Origin of the sequence: Actinophytocola sp. NPDC049390, assembly GCF_044466355.1 — a bacterium.
GTDB lineage: Bacteria > Actinomycetota > Actinomycetes > Mycobacteriales > Pseudonocardiaceae > Actinophytocola.
This window is the reverse complement of sequence record NZ_JBITMQ010000001.1, coordinates 125,133-145,007: the sequence shown is the minus strand read 5'-3', so window position 1 is coordinate 145,007 and position 19,875 is coordinate 125,133. Positions and strand designations below refer to the sequence as shown.

At 73.3% G+C, this 19,875-nt stretch carries 16 protein-coding genes; 6 read left to right on the top strand and 10 right to left on the bottom strand.

Annotated elements, in window-relative coordinates; all coding sequences use genetic code 11:
• Nucleotides 1-3: 3 nt before the first annotated feature.
• From ACIBVP_RS00630 to ACIBVP_RS00595, 8 genes are all read right to left on the bottom strand, one after another.
• The gene (locus ACIBVP_RS00630) at nt 4-3,210 is read right to left on the bottom strand and encodes a protein kinase (protein WP_396103806.1); all 3,207 of its coding nucleotides are present in this window, start codon (nt 3,208-3,210) and stop codon (nt 4-6) included.
• Nucleotides 3,211-3,870 carry a DUF7019 family protein gene (locus ACIBVP_RS00625; protein WP_396103805.1) on the bottom strand — a complete coding sequence of 220 codons (660 nt, stop codon included), beginning with the start codon at nt 3,868-3,870 and terminating at the stop codon, nt 3,211-3,213.
• A gap of 61 nt (nt 3,871-3,931) precedes the next feature.
• Complete coding sequence (locus ACIBVP_RS00620; RefSeq protein WP_396103804.1) at nt 3,932-5,110, bottom strand: hydroxymethylglutaryl-CoA synthase; 1,179 nt, start codon at nt 5,108-5,110, stop codon at nt 3,932-3,934.
• A 2-nt stretch (nt 5,111-5,112) separates the two neighbouring features.
• Nucleotides 5,113-6,213 (bottom strand): 3-hydroxy-3-methylglutaryl-CoA reductase, encoded by a 1,101-nt coding sequence (locus ACIBVP_RS00615; RefSeq protein ID WP_396103803.1) that lies wholly within the window; start codon nt 6,211-6,213, stop codon nt 5,113-5,115.
• Nucleotides 6,203-7,354, bottom strand: coding sequence for a phosphomevalonate kinase (locus tag ACIBVP_RS00610; RefSeq protein WP_396103802.1), 1,152 nt, complete (start codon nt 7,352-7,354; stop codon nt 6,203-6,205). Before ACIBVP_RS00610 ends, ACIBVP_RS00615 begins: the two co-directional genes overlap by 11 nt.
• Entirely contained in the window at nt 7,351-8,397 is a 1,047-nt protein-coding gene (gene mvaD, locus ACIBVP_RS00605) for a diphosphomevalonate decarboxylase (RefSeq protein WP_396103800.1), read from the bottom strand. Before mvaD ends, ACIBVP_RS00610 begins: the two co-directional genes overlap by 4 nt.
• A complete protein-coding gene (gene mvk / locus ACIBVP_RS00600) occupies nt 8,387-9,421 on the bottom strand; it encodes a mevalonate kinase (protein WP_396103799.1) in 1,035 nt (344 codons plus the stop codon). Before mvk ends, mvaD begins: the two co-directional genes overlap by 11 nt.
• Before the next feature lie 77 nt (nt 9,422-9,498).
• Nucleotides 9,499-10,605 carry a polyprenyl synthetase family protein gene (locus ACIBVP_RS00595; protein ID WP_396103798.1) on the bottom strand — a complete coding sequence of 369 codons (1,107 nt, stop codon included), beginning with the start codon at nt 10,603-10,605 and terminating at the stop codon, nt 9,499-9,501.
• A 428-nt stretch (nt 10,606-11,033) separates the two neighbouring features.
• Between ACIBVP_RS00595 and ACIBVP_RS00590 the strand changes: the two genes are divergently transcribed.
• The 6 genes from ACIBVP_RS00590 to idi are packed head-to-tail and all read left to right on the top strand — an operon-like array spanning nt 11,034 to nt 16,392.
• A complete protein-coding gene (locus tag ACIBVP_RS00590) occupies nt 11,034-12,158 on the top strand; it encodes a type III polyketide synthase (RefSeq protein WP_396103797.1) in 1,125 nt (374 codons plus the stop codon).
• Nucleotides 12,146-12,685, top strand: coding sequence for a cupin domain-containing protein (locus tag ACIBVP_RS00585; RefSeq protein ID WP_396103796.1), 540 nt, complete (start codon nt 12,146-12,148; stop codon nt 12,683-12,685). The genes ACIBVP_RS00590 and ACIBVP_RS00585 overlap by 13 nt, the downstream gene beginning before the upstream one ends.
• A 35-nt stretch (nt 12,686-12,720) precedes the next feature.
• A complete protein-coding gene (locus tag ACIBVP_RS00580) occupies nt 12,721-13,869 on the top strand; it encodes a DegT/DnrJ/EryC1/StrS family aminotransferase (protein WP_396104898.1) in 1,149 nt (382 codons plus the stop codon).
• Entirely contained in the window at nt 13,866-14,864 is a 999-nt protein-coding gene (locus tag ACIBVP_RS00575; protein ID WP_396103795.1) for a methyltransferase, read from the top strand. Before ACIBVP_RS00580 ends, ACIBVP_RS00575 begins: the two co-directional genes overlap by 4 nt.
• A 14-nt stretch (nt 14,865-14,878) precedes the next feature.
• Nucleotides 14,879-15,805 (top strand): aromatic prenyltransferase, encoded by a 927-nt coding sequence (locus tag ACIBVP_RS00570; RefSeq protein WP_396103794.1) that lies wholly within the window; start codon nt 14,879-14,881, stop codon nt 15,803-15,805.
• Between the two features lie 38 nt (nt 15,806-15,843).
• The gene (gene idi, locus ACIBVP_RS00565; RefSeq protein ID WP_396103793.1) at nt 15,844-16,392 is read left to right on the top strand and encodes an isopentenyl-diphosphate Delta-isomerase; all 549 of its coding nucleotides are present in this window, start codon (nt 15,844-15,846) and stop codon (nt 16,390-16,392) included.
• A 65-nt stretch (nt 16,393-16,457) separates the two neighbouring features.
• Here idi and ACIBVP_RS00560 read toward each other — a convergent pair whose 3' ends face one another.
• Both ACIBVP_RS00560 and ACIBVP_RS00555 read right to left on the bottom strand, forming a co-directional pair.
• A complete protein-coding gene (locus ACIBVP_RS00560) occupies nt 16,458-16,997 on the bottom strand; it encodes a YceI family protein (protein ID WP_396103792.1) in 540 nt (179 codons plus the stop codon).
• 37 nt (nt 16,998-17,034) lie between these two features.
• The gene (locus ACIBVP_RS00555) at nt 17,035-19,743 is read right to left on the bottom strand and encodes a BTAD domain-containing putative transcriptional regulator (protein WP_396103791.1); all 2,709 of its coding nucleotides are present in this window, start codon (nt 19,741-19,743) and stop codon (nt 17,035-17,037) included.
• Nucleotides 19,744-19,875 lie beyond the last annotated feature (132 nt).

Below are 19,875 nucleotides of genomic sequence, written 5' to 3'. Positions count from 1 at the left end.
CGGCTACACGCGGTAGTCCCAGTCCAGCTCCCAGCACTGGACGTCGTGGTGGCCCAGGATGGCCGCCACGGTGGAGCCGTCGGCGGACAGCTCGACGTCGATGACGTCCTGGCGGCATTCGACCTCGGTGACCAGGCTGTCGCTCGGCAGGTGCCACAGGCGCAGCAGCCGCGGCGACGCCGTGAGCAGGAGGTCGCCATCCGCCGACAACGCCAGGGACACCACCCGGTCGTCGGCCACCTCGGCCACGGTTTCGGCCGACCCCGCCACCGAAAGCACGATCTGCCCGCTGCTGTCCACGAAGCCCGGCGCGGCGGCGAGCACGCGGCCGTCGGTGCTCGCCGCGACCTTCCCCGCCTCCGCGAAGACGCGTGTCTCCCGCACGAGCCCGAAGTCCCCGGTATCGAACACGAAGGCGCGTTCGCCTCGGACCAGGACGGCGACGTCGCCGAACAGCACCACCCACTCGTCCTCGTGCGCCGACCACCCGTGCACCGGTCGGCGGGTCGCCCGGTTGCGCAGGAGGCTGAGTCCGCTTCGGCGCCAGAACTCGAAAGCGGGGTTCTCGTCCCTGAACACGGGATGTCCCGCCTCGTCCCGCACGATCACACCGGCTTGCCTGGCCGTCCGGAGGTGCCACAGCACCTCGGCGCCATCGGCGTCGCGCGTGAGGACATGGCGGTCGTCGGCGCAGGCGGTCGCGAATTCGGAGTCCACCTCGTGCCGGTCCCGTGACACCACCACGTCGCCGGTGCGCAGGTCGATGATCCGGGCCTCCCGGCCGAAGAAGTTCGCGAAGGCGTAGCGCCCGTCCCGCGTGAGCGCCGAGGAACCGTGCAGCACGGCATCGAAGCGGCGGGACGGCCAGACACCGGCGAACGCGGTCCGCGCGCCGACCGCGCCGACCCGCCGCCACAACTTCCGCAGCCGCGGGTGCCGCCGGTAGGCGGGCAGTGCGCGCACGATCTCCAGCTGCCGCTGGGCGTCGGCGACGCGGCCGGTTTCGAGGAAGTCGGCGGCCAGCTCGAGGTTTTCCTCGGCGACCAGCGCGTCCCCGGCGATGCGGTCGGTCGGCTGCGGGCGGGCGTAGCTCCACGGCGCGGCGGGCCCCGGCTCGGGCACGTGGACGACGGCCGTGGTGTGCACCGTGCGCGGGGTGCGGCTGCCGAGGAGAACCAGCGCCGTGCTGCCGGCTGCGTCCACGGCGACGTCCATCGGATCGCGGGAGTGGACGGTCGTGGTGAAGGTGCACCGGCCCTCGTCGAGCCGCCAGCTCTGGAGCAGGACGTCGAAGGTGTTCACCGCGGTCCGGCCGTCGTCGCCGACCGCGAGCCAGCCGAAACCGTTGTTCCACAGCCGGGCGCTGCCCAGGACCGTGACGTCGAACGTCGTCAGGTCCAGCAGTGCCATCTTGTTGTCGTGCGTGGCCGAAAGCGCGTACCGGGCGGAGGGACTGATGGCGCAGCTGTGCCGCAGGCCGTCCACCCGCCACAGCTCCTCGCCGGTGCGGGTCAGGACCCGCAACGTCCACGTGAAGCCGTCGAACACGACGACGCGCTCGTTGTCGGCGGTGACCGCGATCGCCCAGCCGCGGCCGTACTGGGACTCAGGGGATCCGGCGCGGATCACCTCCACGGCGTCACCGAGCACCCGCACCGATCCGTCGCCGGCGACGGTGGCCACCACGGTCCCGTCGGGGCTGACCGCGACGGCCTCCACCCCACCCGGAACCGCCGCGGCGCGGGTGCACTCCCCCGTCGTCGTGTCCCACACCCGCACCTGCCCGCTCTGGTCGGAGGAGGCAAGCACGCGGCCGTCGGTGCTCAGGGATTGCGAACGCAGGCGGTGCTCGTGGCCGGTCAGGCCGCACCGCACCCGCCCGTCGGCCAGCGACCAGACCTCGGTCTGCCGTTCTCGGAACGTCACCGCGGCCACCCGCCCGTCGGCGCTCAGCGCGATCGGGTGCGCCCGGTCGGTGTAGACCGGGCCGGGCCGCTCGGTGACCTGCCGGTCCGGCAGGGCGCGGGCGGCCGCGGTGTCCGGGCCGTCCGGTAGGTCGCCGAGCAGGCGCAGCGCCGCATCCTTGTCCCCGCGCTCGACGTGGACGGCGGCGATCAGGTGGTCGGCGGTCCGGTCGCCGTCCGCGGTCAGCCGCACCGCGTCCAGCTCGGCGACCAGTTGCCGGTCGGTCTGTACCCCGGCCCGCCACCGGCGCAGCCCGCGGTTGTAGGTCGCGTGCGGGTGGTGCGGGTCGGCGCGCAGCGCCGCTTCCCAGAGGTCGTCCGCCTGCTCGGGGTGCCCGAGGTCCAGCAGGGAGAGCGCGCGGTTGGACAGCGCGTCGGCGAGCAGCGGCGCTTCGTCCGGCCGCTGCCGCGGGTACGGCTCGAAGGTCGCGGTGCGGTAGAGCTCCGCCAGCTCGTCGACGAGCTCGTCGAAGCCGGCCGGACGGGCCGCGGGGTCCTCGGCGAAGCAGCGTCGCAGCAGGTCGGCGACGTCCGCGGGCACCGGCGGGAGGACCGGGTCGGCGGGCGCGGCTTCGAGGAACCGGGCGAACACGCCCGCCGCCGCGTGCCCGAACATCGCGGGCGGCCCGCCCGCGAACATCTCGAACACGCTCACCGCCCACGACCAGACGTCCGTCGCCGGGCCGAGCCGCTCGCCCCGGGCCTGTTCGGGCGAGCAGTACTCCGGCGTCAGGCCCCCTCCGCCGGTGAGGTTGGCGAGACCGAAGTCCGTCACCTTCGCCGCGCCGCCGGGTTCGAGCATGACGTTGGCGGGCTTGACGTCCTGGTGCACCACCCCGCGCTGGTGCGCGTGCCCGAGGCCCCACGCGGTCTGGATCGCCAGGTCGAGGATCCGGCGCAGGGCCGGGCGGTGACCGCCTGCGTAGAGCGCGCGGTCGCGGACGGCCTCGGCCAGGCTGCCCCCGCCGACCCATTCGGCGAACACCCGGGGCGTGCCGTCGACGCGGCGGACGTAGGCGCAGCTGACGACGTGCGGGTGCGCGCCGAGCCCGACCCAGGTTTCCGCCTCGGCTTCGAACCGTTCGGCGTCGGCCGCGGACGCGACCAGTTCCTGGCGCGGCGTCTTGACCGCGAGCTCCATGCCCCACTGGCGGTGCCACACGCGGTACACCAGGCCCATGCCGCCGGTGGTGACGACGTCACGGACCTCGTACACCCCGAGCACGACGTCCCCCGGGGACCACATCTAGTCGACCAGGGCCACGTACAGCGGGGTGCCGAGCACGACGTGCCCGCCATCGGCCGTGGGGCTGGGCCCGTCCAGCAGCCGCTTGGCGACGAACTCGAGGTTCTGCTCCGGTCCCGGCATGGCTTCGGTGGCCCGCTGCACCGCGGCCAGCGCACCCTTGTGCGCCCCGTCGTCCTCGTGCTTGATCGCCTCGGTCAGCGCGCCGATCTCCGGGTCCGCGCGCAGGCCGGCCAGCATCGACGGCAGCACCGACCGCGTCTGGCCGACGGGCGCGGGGCCACCGCCGAGGATGTGGTGCCCGGACCCGCCGAGCCCGACGACGGTCCGCCCGGTGCTGCCACCGAAGTACGCGAGCGTCGGCTCGGCGGGGAACGGTCCCCAGCACATCGGCAGCAGGCCCCAGAAGAACTGGCCGGGCTCGTCGACCGTGCCGAGATCGCCGTGCTCTTCCAGGTAGCGGACCACCCGCCGCAGCTTCGCCGTGCGCTCGCCGCCCGCGGGTGCCTCCGTGGCCCGCTTGCCGCCGAACAGCTTCAGGTTCAGGCTCACCTCGGTGGTGCGCCGGCGCGTGAAGGCCGGGTCCATCTGCGCGAGCAGCATGTCGACCTTGCTGTCACTGACGTACAGGTAGTACTGGAACGACAACGGCCTCCCCATCCCCCGACGACGCTGGTCGGATCATACCGGCGCCGGGGCCCGGCCATTCCGACACCGCGCGCTATCGCGGCCGGTAGATGCGCTTGTGGCCGGACAGCGCGGCCAGCCGGTACGGGCCACCGGTCTGCGCGGCCACCGCGTGTTCCCCGCCGTCCTCGGGGAGGGACAGCTGGTGGAGTGCGCGGTAGCCCGCGTAGTCGATCGGGCGGCGGCGGGTCACCGCCTCGTCGTGTTCCCGCACGCGCAGGTGGGCGCGGTAGCCGGGCACGACCGTCCCCGCGTAGAACTCCGCCACGCTGCCCGAGCCGTAGCTGAACAGCCCGATGGTCCGGTCGGACAGGTCGTCCTGCGCGTTCTCCAGCAACGACGCCAGGCCGAGGTACATCGACGCGGTGTAGCTGTTGCCGACGACGCTGTTGTAGCCGGTCGTGTCACCGATGTGGTGGGCCACAAGGCTCTCGTCGCTGTCCAGCCCCGCGTTGCGCAGCAGCTGGCGGTGCGCCTTGTAGGCCATCTTCGGGAAGGGCTGGTGGTAGCAGAACGCGCGGAACTCGTCGAGGCGGCGGCCGCCCTGCTCGGTGTAGTCCTTCCAGGCGCCATCCAGCGCGTGCAGGTACGCCGCGACCGAGTCCTGCCCGTCGACCAGCGCGGTGGACAGGTAGTTCGGCCGCCAGAAGTCCATGATGTCCGCGGTGAACAGGCCGGACGGCTCCTCGATGCGCAGCAGTGCGGGGTCCGCGCCGACGAGCATGGCCACCGCCGCCGCGCCCTGGGTCGGCTCGCCCGGGCTGTCCAGCTCGTACTTCGACACGTCGCTCGCGATCACGAGGACGCGTTGCGACGGGTCCCGCCGGACGAGGCCGACGGCGAACTGGAGTGCGGCCGTGCCGCCGTAGCAGGCCTGCTTCAGCTCGACGACCCTGGTCGACGACGGCAGCCCGAGCAGCGAGTGGACGTAGATGCCCGCCGCCTTCGACTGGTCGACGGACGACTCCGTGGCCAGCACCACGGTTCGGATCCGGTCACCGCCGTGCCGGGCGACGACGGGCTTCGCGGCGGCGGCACCCATCGTGACGATGTCCTCGTCGGCGGCGGGCACGCTCATCGAGCGAAGGCCGATGCCCACGTGGTACTTGCCGATCTCGGTACCGTTGTGCGCTGCCAGTGTCGTGTGCGGCAGTACGAACTCCGTCGTGGCGAACGACAGGTCGTGGATGCCGATGGCGAGCTCCGCGGACATGGCTACACCCCGATCTTCTTGGTCTCGTTGTTGCGTTCCAGGTTCACGTGGGCGCGCATGAGCTCGCCCGGGTTGGTCTGCGCGGCGAGCAGCGACAGCTCGCCGCACAACACGGTCGCCGCGGCGATCACGGCGAGCCTGCGGGCGTTGGCGCCCGGTTCCCGTTCGTCCCGGCAGCCCAGCCGCGCCAGGTTGGTCTCGACGAAGCCGAGGCCCTTGCCGTTGCCGACCGTGCCGACGATCAGGTTGGGCAGCGTGCAGGAGAAGTAGAGGTCGCCGTCGCGGTCCTCGGCGACGGTCACGCCCTGCGATCCCTCGACGATGTTGGCCGCGTCCTGGCCGGTCGCCAGGTAGAAGGCCAGCAGCATGTTCGCGTAGTGCGCGTTGGCAGAGCGGATGCCGCCGGCCAGCAGGGTGCCGAGCATGTTCTTGCGCACGTTCAGCTCCGCGATCTTCGCGGCCGTGGTGTGCAACCGGTCGGCGACCACGGCCGCGGGCACCAGCAGTTCGGTCACCACGTTCTTGCCCCGGCCGAGGATGCCGTTGACGGCGGTGGCCTTCTTGTCCGTGCAGTAGTTGCCGGAGATCGACCCGTACGAGGTCCCCGGGATGGTGGCGATGATGTGCCGCAGCAGCGCGTCGGCCGCGAGCGTCGCCATGTTGTGCCCGGACGCGTCGCCGGTGGTGAACTCGAAGCGGAGGTACAGCAGGTTGGCCACGATCTCGTGCCGGAAACCGACCAGCTCGGCGAACCTGCTGCAGCCGCGCACGACCTCCCGCAGCTCGGCGAACCGCGCGTCCACCTGGAGCGCGGCCATGTACGCGGTGGACGCGTCCGCCGCCTCGACGAGCACCGAGCGGGTCATCCGCTCGTCCACGAGGGTGGCCACGATGCCGTTCTCGGTCAGCGTCGACAGTTTCGCGCCCCGGCCCACCGACGGCCACAGCGGTGTCTCGTAGGTGGCGAGCGGCACCTGGGTCTCGCACGTCGCGGTGTTCCCCGAGATGCGCAGCGGTCCCACCCACCTCATCGGCACCCCGGCGACCGCGTGCTCCCCGGCCGCGGAGGGCCGGACGTGGTCGTCCTGGCGGTCAGTGATCATCTCCTGCTTCCTTTCGTCCGTGCCCTGCCGTCGCGACGCTCAGCGACAGCGGCCGCACCCCGGCGGCGGCCCACCGTGCCCGCAGCTCACCGAGCCGGGCCGCCGCCGTGGCGTCGAGCAGCGCGATGCCGCAGTCACCGCCGCCGGCGCCGGACGGTTTGGCCGCGCCACCGACGGCCTCGGCGGCGTCGCACAGCGCGGTGAGCCGGTCGGTGAAGATCCCGAGCCGCGCCTCGCGGTCCAGGTCGGTGAGCAGCCGCCGCGCGGTGCGGACGTGCCGCGGCAGCTCGTGGTGGTCGCCCCGCTCGAGTGCGTCCGCGAAGGCGCGCACGCACTCGCCGGACCGGTCGAGGAACTCCCGGTGCGCGGCGCCACCCCGCCACCTGTCCAATCCGGACACCAGCGAGCCGGTGGCGGCGGGGGTTCCGGTCCAGCCGACCGCGAGCACCAGGCCGCTGGGCTCGGGCAGCCGCCGCACGCGGAACCCCGGCCACGGTGCGCGGAGGGCCGCGCCGACGCCGCGCCTGCGCGCCAGGTCCAGCACCGCCGCGCGGTCAGGGGCCTGGTAGGCGAGCCAGCCACCCCACGTGCCCGCGGCGAGGTCGCCGCCGGACGCGTTCGGGTCGAGCCGCGCGGTCGCCAGCATGCCGAGCCGGAATCGTTCCTCAGTGGACAGTCCAAGGTGGAGCCACGCGGCGACCGCGGTCACCGTGGCCACGGTGACCGCGCCGCTGGAACCGAGCCCCAGCTTGGTGCCGTCCTCGTGGAGACGGCTGGTGACCGAGACCCGCATGGCGGGGACGGCGAGGCGCCGCTCGGCCGACAGCCGGGTCAGCACCTCGAGCGCCGACACGACGTGGGCCAGGCCGCCGCGGGCGAGGCGCTCGCTGGCGGGATCGCAGCCGGCCAGCGCGCCGTCGTGGTGGCGCAGCCGCGCGCCGCCGGCGCACAGGTCGGAGACCACGACGACGTCGGCGTCCTCCGTCGTGGCCGCCACCGTGACGCTCACCGTCCGGTCGACCGCCACGAGGATCGCGGGCCTGCCCGGCTCGACCACCGCGTACTCGCCCGCCACGAACAGCTTGCCCGGCGCGTGCCGGGTGACCGTCCCGGTGTCCGCCGGTGCCCTCGCCGGCGTCACGGCTCGCCCCCGGTCACGCGGACACCGGGCCCCGGCCCGGCGACCAGGGCCGGGCACCCGCCCGCGGCGCGTACCGCCTCCGCGACCCGGTCGGCGTCCGTGCGGTGGCAGAGCACCTTGACGTTCGGCCCGGCGTCCATGGTCGCGAAGGCGGGCACGCCGTCATCGCGCAGCGCGCGCACGCCGTCGAGCACCTGTAGCGTCGCGGGCGCCAGGTACCGCACCGCCGGCCGGGCCGCCAGCATCGTCGCGTGCATGCCGAAGGCGTTGCGCTCCGCGATCTCCCCGACCGCGGTCAGGTCGCCCCGGCGCAGGGCGGCCAGCATGCCGGCGAGGTCGGCCGCGCTCGACTCCGCCCACGCCGGGTAGAGCGGTGACGTGTCCACGGTGTGCCGCATGGCGATCCGGCTGGACACGGCTTTCGGTCCGGCGTCGATCACGGCGAGCACCAGGGCGGGATCGAAGTCCGGCGCTCCCGCCGGTTCGGCGTACGAGGTGCGGTCTCCCTCGGCTCCGCCGCCCTCGCCCGCGTGCCACACGGCGAAGCCGCCGAAGACCGACCGCGCGGCCGACCCGGACCCACGGCGGGCCAGCCGGGACAACGCGGTGGCGTCGAGTTCGAGGCCGTAGGCCGCGGCGCTCGCGGCGGCCAGCGCGGCGAACCCGCTCGCGGAGGACGCGAGGCCCGCGCCGGTGGGAACGGCGTTGCGGGTGTCCACGACCGCGCTCTCGCGGCGCCCGGCCAGGACGCGCACCAGGTCGAGGAACGCGACGACGCGCCGGAGGGGTTCGCCGGTCAGCGGCTCCCCGCCGAGCGTGACGACGTCGGCGTCCATGCCCGGGGCCAGCGCGACGGTGGTCGTCGTCGGGACGATGTCCAGCGTCATGGACAGGCTGCTGGTGCGGGGCAGGACGAGCCGTGCGTCGCGCTTGCCCCAGTACTTCACCAGCGCGATGTTGGGGTGCGCGACGGCGGTCGCGGCGCGACCCCTGCGGTCCCGCTCGCGCAGCCCGACCGGCTCCGCGGAGTGCTCACCGGCCATGGTCGGCGAACTTCCCCACCGGCACCACCCAGGTGTCGACCGCGCCCGCCGCACGCAGCCGCTGCTCCACGATCCGGGCGCGGTGCGGCTCGCGCACGAGCGTGATCATGCAGCCACCGAGTCCGCCGCCGCTGATCTTGGCGCCGAGCCCGCCCGCGACGAGCGCGGTCTCGACCAGGTTGTCGATCAGGTCGGTGCTCAGTCCCGCGTCGGCGAGCAACTCGTGGTTGGCGGTCAGCCGCGCGCCGAAGTCGCTGATCCGGCTGTTCCCGAGGTCGCGGACCGCGGCGTCCGCCAGCGCCGAGACCCGGTTCACGAAGTCCTCCCGCGTGCCGGGGCGCTGCTCGAACCGCCTGCGCAGGGACGCCACGGCGTCCTTGGTGCGCCCGGCGACACCGCTGTCCGCGATCACGAACAGACCGTCGAAGCAGATGCGCAGCGGCCGGGCCGAACCGGCCTGGAACACGATGGAGTGGGGCACGCCCGTGGCGGCGGCGTCCACCCCGCTCGCCCTGCCGTGTGCCACCTCCTCGGAGGTCTGCACGAGGTCGTACACCATCCCGGCGTCGAGCCGGCGGTCGAACAGGCTCGCGAGGGCGAGCACGACGGCCCTGGCGCACGCCGCGCTGGAGCCGAGACCGCGGCCCGCGGGGATCGCGCAGTCGACGAGCAGGTCGATCGCGGGGCGGCCGGTGACACCGGTCAGCTCCTTGAACCCGGCCACCAGCCGTCGCAGGCTCTCCGTCGCCTGTGTCACCACCGGCGCCGAGCCGGGGCCGGTCAACGTGAACGCGACCTCGTCCACGTCCGACGGCGGGTGGTCGAGCAGCGACGCGCTCGCCGTGGCCGTCAACTGGGGTACCGGGATGGCCAGCGCGGGCGCCCCGTACACCACGGCGTGCTCACCCAGCAGAATCGCCTTGCCGTGGGCACTCCCGATCCCGACCGTCCGGTCGGTGGTGCGCGGCCGCGCGAGCCGGGCACGCCGGATCGGCGCACTGTGGGCCGAGGGGGGCAGGGTCATTGGTCCAACTCCTGAAGGTCGTCTGGATGTCAGCTGGTCGTCCAGCCGGCGTCGGCGCCCGTAGTCGGCGTCCGCGCTCACCTGGACCGCTGGGTCGCCGCGACCGCCATCGCGGTCAGCCGGTCCCGGACCGGGGCCGTGACGCCGCTTTCCTCGAGCGCGGCGACCGCGCGGGCCGTGCGGCACACGATGTCCCGCTCCACCCGGTCCACGGCGCCGGTCGCGGTGAGGATCGCGCGCACCCGGTCGAGCTGGTCGGCGGAGAGGTCGGTGCCGATCACCGACCGCAGGAACCGCGCGGCGGCGGGGTCGTCGTCGGCGGCCAGGTCGAGCGCCGTCGCGAGCAGCACGGTGCGCTTGCCCTCCCGGATGTCGTCCCCGGACGGCTTGCCGGTCACCAGCGGATCGCCGAACACGTCGAGCAGGTCGTCCCGCAGCTGGAAGGCGATCCCGACGTCGGTGCCGAACGCCCGGTAGGCCGCGACCGTCGCCGCGTCGGCGTCCGCGATCGCGGCGCCGAGGTGCAACGGCCGTTCCACGGTGTACGAGGCGGTCTTGTACCGGTCGACCCGCAGCGCGGCGTCGACGTCCTCGGTCCCGGCGGCCTGCGCGGTCAGGTCGAGCAGCTGCCCGTACAGCACCTCCGTGCGCACCGCCGACCACACCGGCTCGAGCCTGGCCTGCGCGTCCGCGGGGAGACCGGACGTGCGGACCATGTCGTCGGCCCACGCCAGCGCCAGGTCGCCGACCAGGATCGCCATGCCCTGCCCGAAGGTCGCCGGCGCACCGCACCACCGCCGCGCCCGGTGCCGGTCGGCGAACTGCACGTGCGCGGCAGGCAGGCCGCGGCGCGTGGGCGCCTCATCGATGATGTCGTCGTGGATCAGCGCCGACGCGTGCAGCAGCTCCAGTGCCGCGCAGGTGCGCACCACGGCGGGAGCGGCGGGCCCGAACTCCACCCCGCCCGCGCCGAGCCAGCCGAGCCACGCGAACAACGGACGCACGCGCTTACCGCCGCGCGCCACGTAACCCGCCAGGTCGGCGACCGCCGCCGCCAGGCCGTCGTCGACCGCCTCGGCCTCCGCCCGGCGCTCGGCGAGGAACTGCCCGAGCACCGCGTCCACGGCGTCGGTGACGTCGGTGACGGCTCCGGGCGCCGAGCCACGAACCACGGTCTCCGTCATCGGTGGCCCCCCACGCTCTCGCCCGTGGGGCCACCGTCCACATCGGTCTGATCAGCGGGCGACACGTCCGGCGGTGCACTGCCCGGAATGTGCGGTCTGCCGGACGACGTCCTCGGCACGGCACGGACGGGGTCGCATTCGTCGAGTGGGGTCATCGTCCGAGCATCGGCGCCGGGACTTGGCGGGGACTGTGCCGCGGCTTGGCGGCGGGGCGCCAAGCGGACCCCAAGCCCGCACCAAGCCGGGTGGGCGACGGTACTGGGAACGTACAGCCGCCCCAGAGCGCGTCACACCGGTGACACAGCGGACACACAGCGGACTTCACCGTGTGCCACCTGGCCGACGGGAGACGTACGGGTTCCTTCGCGTACCAGCGGTGACTCTAGAGAAGGCCGACTTCAGAGATGCCAATATTATGCAAACCCGCGGTGAACGTCCCAGAGCACGTCCTCACGATGGAGGAGACTCTCGAGTTCGCCGAACAAGCCCATGCCGGGAAGCCGCAGCTGGCCCTCGCGCTACGACTGATCCAGAACACGGGGGTGTTGACCCGGCGCGTCGTCCAACCGCTGGAGAAGACGCTGCGCCATCCGGGATTCGAGGAGCGCAACCGCGTCTACGAGGTCGAGTCCAAGAAGCTGTGCCCCCGCGTGATCGAGCAGGCGTTGGCGAACGCCGAACTCCACGCGCGGGACATCGACGCGGTCATCTACGTGTCGTGCACCGGCTTCCTGATGCCGTCACCGACCGCGTGGCTGATCAACACGATGGGCTTCCGGCCGGACACCCGCCAGATTCCCATCGCGCAGCTCGGGTGCGCGGCAGGGGGTGCGGCGATCAACCGCGCCCACGACTTCTGCACGGCCTACCCGGGCAGTAACGTCCTGATCGTCTCCTGCGAGTTCTGCTCACTGTGCTACCAGCCAGGCGACGACAGCGTCGGGTCGCTCCTGTCCGACGGGTTGTTCGGCGACGCCGTCGCGGCCGCCGTGGTCCGGGGCAGCGGCGGCACCGGCATGGCGCTGGAACGCAACGCCTCCCACCTCATCCCGCACACCGAGGACTGGATCTCCTACGCCGTGCGCGCCACCGGCTTCCACTTCCGGCTCGACCGCCGCGTGCCCGGCACCATGGAACCGCTCGCCCCCGTGCTGCGCGACCTCGCCACCCGCCACGGCTGGGACATCGGCAACCTCGACTTCTACATCATCCACGCGGGCGGGCCGCGGATCCTCGACGACCTGAGCAAGTTCCTCGACGTCGACCAGCACGCGTTCCGGCACAGCAGAGCCACGCTGGCCGAGTACGGCAACATCGCCAGCGCGGTCGTGCTCGACGCGCTGCGCAGGCTCTTCGAGGAAGGCATGCCCGCGCCGGGTGCCAGCGGCGTGATCGCCGGCTTCGGCCCTGGCATCACCGCGGAGATGGCGCTGGGCAGCTGGACCTGCGGCACCGCGAGGAACGGGACCCGGGTCGGGCAGGCCGCGTCCACACCCGCCCTCCAGCGCGACCTCGCACGAGCCACCACGGGAGGAACCACATGGACGGCGTGATCGTCCCGCCCGGACAGGGCCGAAAGCTGATCACCAAGGCGCAGGAGGTCACGTTCAAGGTCATGGGGGCCAACGGCTCCTCGACCTCCTGCTTCGAGGTGATCGTGCCGCCCGGGTTCGACGTCGGCGCGCACACCCACTCGCGTTCCGAGGAGTTCTTCTACGTACTGGACGGCGAGCTGGAGGTCCTGGCGTTCGAACCCACCGACCGGTCCGGAGAACGCTGGCAGGACTGGGAGTCCCCGCGTGGTGACCGGGCGGTCCGGGCCGGCGCGGGCAGCTGCATGTTCGTGCCCCCCGGCTGTCCGCACGGGTTCGCGAACCCCACCGACCGGCCGACGCGGATGCTGTTCCAGAGCACCCCCGCGCCCGACCACGAACGGTACTTCGACGAACTGTGCGAGATCTTCTCGGCCGGCGGGACGGTGGACCCCGAGGCCGTGCAGCGGCTGCGCGACCGCTACGACGTCAACCAGATCACGCCGCTCCGCTACGGGCCGGCACCACTCCAGCCGAGCCGGAGGTGACCACAGTGGACACGATTCCCCTGGTGCGCGCGAGCATGGGCACCCAGGAGCTGGCAGCCGTCGCGGAGGTGTTCGCCTCCGGCTGGCCCGCCGGACAGGGCCCGCGCGGCAAGGCACTCGAGGCGGAGCTGGCGGCCAGGTACGGCGCCGGTGGCGCGGTCGCGCTGAGCAACTGCGGGGCCGCGCTGCACCTGGCCCTGCTCGCGCTCGGCGTCGGACCGGGCGACGAGGTGATCGTCGCCGACTACACGTTCCCGGCGCCCGCGCACGCGGTGCGCTACGTCGGCGCGACCCCGGTGTTCGCCGACGTGCGCGCCGACACGGGCACCGTGGACCCGGAGGCGGTCGCGGACCTCGTCGGTCCGCGCACGGTCGGGGTGATCGCCGTCGACACGGTCGGGCTGCCCGCCGACTACGCGGACCTGACGTCGATCACCGAGCGCCACGGGCTGTTCCTCGTCGAGGACGCCGCCTGTGCGCTCGGCGCGACCTACCGGGGCCGCCCGGCCGGTGCGCTCGCGCCGGTGGCGTGCCTGTCCTTCCACGGCCGCAAAGGGATCACCAGCGGGGAGGGCGGCGCGCTGCTCACCGCCGACCCGGCGCTCGCCGCGAGCGCGCGGCTGAAGGCGTCCTTCGGCATCGAGAGCATCTTCGACCAGGCGCGCGTCGTCGGCCTGCCGATCTCCGACTTCACCGAGATCGGCTACAACTACAAGCTGTCCGACATCGCCGCCGCGATCCTCCAGGTGCAGCTGGGCCGGGTCGACGAGCTGCTGGACCGCAGGCGCGCGGTCGCGTCGCGCTACGCGGAACTGCTCGCGGGCGAGGAGCTCCTCACGTTGCCGCACGTGCCGGCGGACCGCACGCACGCGTGGCAGTCCTACGTGGTGAAGCTGGCGCCCGAGGTGGACCGTGCCGGTGTCGCCGCGGACCTGCGGGCACAGGGCATCGGTTGCGGCCACGGCACGTGGGCGTGCCACGTGCAGCCGGTGTACGAGGCGCGGCAGACCTGCCCGGTCTCCGCGGACCTCTTCCGGCGTCAGCTCGCGATCCCGATGCACGCCGAGCTCAGCGAGGACCAGGTCGATCGGGTCGTGGCCGCCCTGCGCGCGGCCCTGCGCGACAACGCGGGGACACCGCGGCGGGGCACGTCGCTCGTCGAGGCACCGGGAGGTGTGGCGTGAACGGGACCCCACCGACGTCCGACCGGATCATGATGCTCATCAACGGCTACTGGGCGACCGGCATCATCGGTGCGTCGGCGAGCCACTCGGTGTTCACCCATCTCGAGGCGGGCGCGGACACCGCAGTCCTGCTGGCCGCCCGGGCGGGGATCTCCGAGCGGGGCGCGCGAACCCTGCTCGACGGGCTCGTCAGCCTCGGCCTGGTCGAGGCGCACGACGGCCGATACCGCAACAGCCCCGACGCGGCCACGTACCTCGTCGACGGCAGGCCCGAGTGCCTGAGCGACTTCGCGCGGCTCAAGATGGGCCACATGGGCGCGCTGTCGGACCTGCCCGACGTGGTGCGCGCCGGGGAGCCGCTGACGAACGCGGTGGTGGAGGTGGCCGACAACCCCCACTGGGAGCGGCTCGTCACGGCCATCGCCGCGCAGTCGGCACCGGTGGCCGCCATCGCCGCCGAGACGCTGCGGCTGGCGGACGCGGGCGAGATCTCGATCCTCGACGTGGGCGGCGGCTCCGGCGTCTACTCGGCGACCTGGCTCAAGCTCAACCCCGCCGCCCGCGCGACCCAGCTCGACTGGCGGCCGATCAACGCGATCGCCGCCCGGCGACTGGCCGACCAGGGCGTGGCCGACCGGTTCACCTGTATCGACGGCGACTTCCACACCACCGACTTCGGCACCGCCGCCTACGACGTCGCGGTGTACTCGCACATCGCCCACCAGGAGAGCCCGGAGGACAACATCGAGATCTTCGCCAGGCTGCGTGACGCCCTCAAGCCCGGCGGCACGCTGGTCCTCAACGACTACGTCGTCACCGACGACCGAGGCGGCCCGCCCTTCGCGCTGGTCTTCGGCGCGGAGATGCTGCTCAAGAGCAGGCACGGCGGCACCTGGCGGCGCGCCGACTACCAGAGCTGGCTCACCAAGGCCGGCTTCACCGACGTCACGTTCCAGTCCACGCCATCGCCCGCCACGCTGGTCTTCGCCCGGTAACTCCAGGAGGACGAATGTCCGAGAACGCTGATCTGACAAATCTCTACTCGGCCATCGAGGAGTCGGCACGACTGCTGGACGCGCCCTGCTCGCGCGAGAAGGTCTGGCCCATCCTGAGCGCCTACAGGGACTCGATCGGGCACGCCGTGGTCGCGTTCCGGGTGGCGACCGGCTCCCGGCACACGGGCGAGCTGGACTGCCGCTTCACCACGCGGCCGGACGTCGACCCCTACGCGCTGGCGCTGTCGAAGGGTTTCACCGCCGCGACCGACCACCCCGTTGGTGCCCTGCTCACGGAGATCGGCGGGCGCTGCCCGGTCGACTCCTACGGCATCGACTTCGGCGTCGTCGGCGGGTTCAAGAAGATCTGGGTGTTCTTCCCGCCGGACGAACTCCAACACCTGTCCACGCTCGCCGACGTCCCGTCGATGCCGCGCGGCCTGGCCGAGAACGCCGGTTTCTTCCGCCGTCACGGCCTGGACGACCGGGCGAACCTGGTGGGCATCGACTACCGCCACCGGACGGTGAACGTCTACGTCGGCGAGCCGCCTGCCGAGAGCCTGACGACGGAGGCGGTCACGGCGATGCTCCGCGACATCGGGATGGCGCCGCCGAGCGACCAGATGTTGCGGCTCAGCGAGCGCGCGTTCGGCGTCTACGCCACCCTGAGCTGGGACTCGGCGAAGATCGAACGGCTCACCTTCGCGGTGATGACCCCGGACCCGGCGACGCTTCCCGTCCGGCTCGACCCGAGGATCGAGAAGTTCGTGCGGCACGCGCCGTACGCGGCGGGCACGGCCGCCGCGACCGAACGCAAGTTCGTCTACGCCGTCTCGTCGGCACCCGACGGGGAGTACTACAAGCTCCAGTCGTACTACCAGTGGCGGCCCCGCATCCTGGACCGGATGCGGCTCGCCAACGCGGCCGCGGAACTCGTCTAGAAATCCCGAACTGTCAGGGAAAGGACGGTGATCCCGTCATGGAGTCACGGGAGTCACAGCTTGTGGAACTCGTCGACGCGGACGGCGTCGCGACCGGTTCCTGCACGGTCGCCGAGGCACACACCGCGCCGGGCCGGCTGCACCGGGCGTTCTCGGTGATGCTGCTGGACGACCAGGACCGGATCCTGGTCCAGCAGCGGGCCGCGGTGAAGACGCGGTTCGCGTTGCGCTGGGCCAACGCGTGCTGCGGTCATCCCGCCCCCGGGCAGACCGTGTTCGCCGCCGCGGCGGGGCGGCTGGTCGAGGAGATCGGGGTGCGGGGGGTGTCGCTGCACGAGGCGGGCACGTACCTGTACCGGGCCGAGGATCCGCGGACCGCCCGCGTCGAGCACGAGTACGACCACGTCCTGGTCGGGCGGATGCCGACGAACGCACGCCTGCGCCTGGACCCGGCCGAGGTGGCCGACGTCCGCTGGGTCGCGGCGGACGAGCTGCGCATGGACGTCATCGAGCGCCCGGAGCGCTACTCCCCCTGGTTGGGCGGGGTGCTGGCGGCGGCCTCGGGGGCCATCGCCACGGGCGGCTGACGGACCCGTGCACGTGTGAAGGGGAGGGGACCCGGCCGGGTCCCCTCCCCTTCACACGTGCACGGTCAGTCCTGCCTGCCCGCCGTGATCTCGAGCGCGATCCTGATCCGGCTGCCGACCACGAACCCCGACGCCCCACCGGTCACGCCGAAGTCCTTGCGGTTGATCTCGGTGTACGCGGTGAACCCGGCCACCCGCCCGTGGCTGTCGAAGCCGTTGGGCACCACCGTGAGCGTCACCCGCTTCGTGACGGTGCGGATGGTCAGGTCACCTTCGACGAGGAACGTGTCCCCGTCCGCCCGCACCCCCGTCGAGACGAAGGTCATCGTGGGAAACCGCTCGACGGCCAGGAAGTCGTCCGAGCGGAGGTGCTTGTCCCGGCGGTCGTTGGCGGTGTTCACGGACGCGGTCCTGACGACCGCGGTCACCGAGGAGTCGAGAGGGTTCGCCGCGGTCACGATCGTCCCGGTGAACTCGTCGAAGGTGCCGCGGGCCGTGGCGACGCCGAACTGGCGGGTCTGGAAGGACACCTCGGAGTCGGCGGTGTCGATCACCCAGGTGCCCGGGGCGTAACCCGGGATGTTGATCTCCGTGGACATGGACATGTGGGGTTGCTCCCTTTCATGAGTTGGTACCAGAGGTTCAGCCGTGGAGTGGCGGCCTGGACGGCGCGTCCAGGACAGGGCGGGGCGGGCCGTCGCGGGCCGCGGCGGGCGGCGGGTACTGGTCGCGGTGGCTGTGGTCGGGGCGGACCGAGGCCCGTGGGCGGACGGCGGCGTCGGCCGGGCTCCGGGCGGCGCGGCCCTGCGCACCAGGGCAGCCCCGCGGCGGCGGGCGACCGCCGCCCACGACGGGGTCCGCGGCCGCGCCGGTTCGATCCCCCCGGGCAGCCCAAGCGGCGGGACCCCGGCGAGCCGGGTGCCGTTCGCGCTCCGGCTGGCGGGGCACCGGGTCCGCCGGCCGAGGGCCGTGCCCGCGGCGCCGGCCAGGCGAGCGCCGGCCGACGTCGACGGCGGCCGACGAGCGGGTCTCCTCGGGCGCCTGGTCGGGGACGGGGCGCCCCTCCCGGTGGCTGGCCGCGCGGCGCAGTGAGGTGGCCAGGCCGACCAGCAGCGGGTGGCGGTCGAGTGCGTCCTCGCCGGTCAGCTCGGCGGCCGCGAGGGCCTGCCGCCACAGCGCGGCGGCGTCCTCGTGGGCGAGCCGGGCGTCGGCGGCCCGGGCCGCGGCGGCGGCGGCCGTCGCGGCGTGGACGGCGGCGGTGGGGTCGAGTTCGGCGGCCAACGACCAGTGCCGGGCGATCTCGGCGGCGAGGTCCGCGTTCCCCGCCCACGCCCGGGCCGCCGCCGCACCGATCCGCCGGTGCAGGCGGACCCGCCGCAGCCGCCCGGTGTTCTCGTACAACACCTCGGCGATCAGGGCGTGGGCGAAGCGGAACCAGCCCAGCCGCTGCTCGTCCTCGACCACCACGCCGGCCGCGATCGCGCTGTCGATGACCTCCAGCGCGGCCTCGCCGTCGACGTCGGCGACCTCGGCGACGACGTCGATGGCGAAGTGCCTGCCCGCGACGGCGGCCACCGTCAGCACCTCGGCCGCGGTCCGGGGTAGCCGGGCGACCCGTCGCAGCACCACGTCGCGCACCGGCACCGGCACCGGCGCGGTGTCGGGTCGCGCGAGGTGCTGTTCACAGGTCAGCACTTTGACCAGCTCGCACAGGAAGAACGTGTTGCCGTCGGTGCGGCGCCGCAGGCCCTCCGCGGCGCTCTCGGTGACCTCCGTGCGCAGGAGCGCACCGGCCAGCGCCCGGGTCTCCCGGAGGTTCAGCCCGTTCAGCTCGATCCGCGTCATCCCGGCGCGGGCCAGGGCGGCCAGTGTCTCGGCCAGGCCCTGCTCCTCACCGCAGCGGTAGGACACGGCGAGCAGCAGCCTGCTCGCCGGCACCCACTCGGCCAGGTGCGCCAGCAGTCGCAGCGAGGTCGGATCCGCCCGGTGCACGTGGTCGAGCAGCACCACCAGCGGCGTGCCGGGCGACACTTCGGCCAGGTACCGGACGATCGCCTCGAACTGCCGGAGGGTGGCACCGGGGGTGTCCACACCGTCCACCAGCCCCCGACCGCCCCCGGCGAGCAGTTCGGCCACCTGCGCGGGCACCGGGCACCGCGGGAAGCACCGGCCCGCGGCGCGCAGCACTTGTTCCCAGAGCCACATCGGGGACGGGGAGACGTGCTCGGGGCAGGTGCCCCAGAGCACCGGGGCGTCCACCAGCGTGGCGAAGCGCCGCAGCAGGCTTGTCTTGCCGATCCCCGGCTCCCCGGACACCGTCACCACCCGCCCCCGACCGGCAGCCGCGGAGGCCAGCGCGTCGGACAGCTGCCGCAGCGCCTGCTCGCGACCGACGAAGACCTCCGCGGCGGGCGGGAGCGCGGGCTCGGGGGCGGGCCGTGCGGTGGGTTCGGTGGGCGCGGGCACGGCGGGGGCCGGGTGCCAGTCCAGGGCGGGCGCCTGGTTCAGGATCTCGCGCTCGAGGTGTTGCAGTGCCGGCTTCGGGTCGATGCCCAACTCGTCGGCCAGCCGCTTCCTGATCGTGCGCAGCACACCGAGCGCGTCGGCCTGTCTTCCGGACTGGTACAGCGCCCGGCCCAGCAGCTCGTAGCCGGACTCACGCAGCGGGTTGGCCTGGATGAAGGCCTCCAGCTCGCCCACCGCCACCCCGTGGGCACCCACGGCCAGCAGTGCTCCGCAGCGGGCCTCGACCACGGATAATCGGAGCTCGTCGAGCCGCGCCACCTCGGGCGCGACACACGGGGCGTCCGCGACCTCCGCGTAGGCGGGTCCCCGCCACAACGCCAACGCCGCCTCGAACTCGCTCAGCGCCCGCCGCGGATCGCCCCGCTCCGCGGCCTGCCATCCCGCCGTCGCGTGCTCGCCGAACCGGCAGGCGTCGACGTCCACCACCCGGCTGTCCAGCAGGTAGCCCCCGGGACAGGTGCGCAGCACGGTCGCCGGTTTCCTCGGCGCCCGTCCTGGTTCCAGCACACGCCGCAGGTTGGCCACGTACGCCTGCAGCGAGGTGACCGCCGACGGCGGCGGATGCCCGGCCCACAACGCTTCCAGCAGCACGTCGACCGGCACCGGCTGCCCCGCCCGGCTCACCAGCAACGCGAGCAGTGCGCGCTGCTTGGGCGCGCCCAACTCCACCAGCCTGTCGCCGACCACCGCCTCCATCGGACCCAGCGCGTGGAACTCCACCATGAGCCCACCCGCGGCCGCCGCCCCCGGCGAACCGACCCCGGTACTCGCGATCGTGCTCGTGGACGGGCGGGATACGACCCCGAGGACCGGCGCTTGAGTCATCTCTCGGTTCCTCCGACTCCAACAGCAGCAACGGTGCGCCGCGCGCGTCCACGTCCTGCCGGGCGGGGTTGTGCGGCAATTTTCGATATCCGAGAACAATTCGACGTGGAGGAGAATCTCTGGATTCGTGGT

Excerpts from the sequence above, each read along its gene's own strand:
- ACIBVP_RS00630 (WP_396103806.1), bottom strand. The coding sequence starts at position 3,210 with ATGTGGTCCCCGGGGGACGTCGTGCTCGGGGTGTACGAGGTCCGTGAC.
- ACIBVP_RS00625 (WP_396103805.1), bottom strand. The coding sequence starts at position 3,870 with ATGGGGAGGCCGTTGTCGTTCCAGTACTACCTGTACGTCAGTGACAGC.
- ACIBVP_RS00620 (WP_396103804.1), bottom strand. The coding sequence starts at position 5,110 with ATGTCCGCGGAGCTCGCCATCGGCATCCACGACCTGTCGTTCGCCACG.
- ACIBVP_RS00615 (WP_396103803.1), bottom strand. The coding sequence starts at position 6,213 with ATGATCACTGACCGCCAGGACGACCACGTCCGGCCCTCCGCGGCCGGG.
- mvaD (WP_396103800.1), bottom strand. The coding sequence starts at position 8,397 with ATGGCCGGTGAGCACTCCGCGGAGCCGGTCGGGCTGCGCGAGCGGGAC.
- mvk (WP_396103799.1), bottom strand. The coding sequence starts at position 9,421 with ATGACCCTGCCCCCCTCGGCCCACAGTGCGCCGATCCGGCGTGCCCGG.
- ACIBVP_RS00595 (WP_396103798.1), bottom strand. The coding sequence starts at position 10,605 with ATGACGGAGACCGTGGTTCGTGGCTCGGCGCCCGGAGCCGTCACCGAC.
- ACIBVP_RS00585 (WP_396103796.1), top strand. The coding sequence starts at position 12,146 with ATGGACGGCGTGATCGTCCCGCCCGGACAGGGCCGAAAGCTGATCACC.
- ACIBVP_RS00580 (WP_396104898.1), top strand. The coding sequence starts at position 12,721 with ATGGGCACCCAGGAGCTGGCAGCCGTCGCGGAGGTGTTCGCCTCCGGC.
- ACIBVP_RS00570 (WP_396103794.1), top strand. The coding sequence starts at position 14,879 with ATGTCCGAGAACGCTGATCTGACAAATCTCTACTCGGCCATCGAGGAG.
- idi (WP_396103793.1), top strand. The coding sequence starts at position 15,844 with ATGGAGTCACGGGAGTCACAGCTTGTGGAACTCGTCGACGCGGACGGC.
- ACIBVP_RS00560 (WP_396103792.1), bottom strand. The coding sequence starts at position 16,997 with ATGTCCATGTCCACGGAGATCAACATCCCGGGTTACGCCCCGGGCACC.
- ACIBVP_RS00555 (WP_396103791.1), bottom strand. The coding sequence starts at position 19,743 with ATGACTCAAGCGCCGGTCCTCGGGGTCGTATCCCGCCCGTCCACGAGC.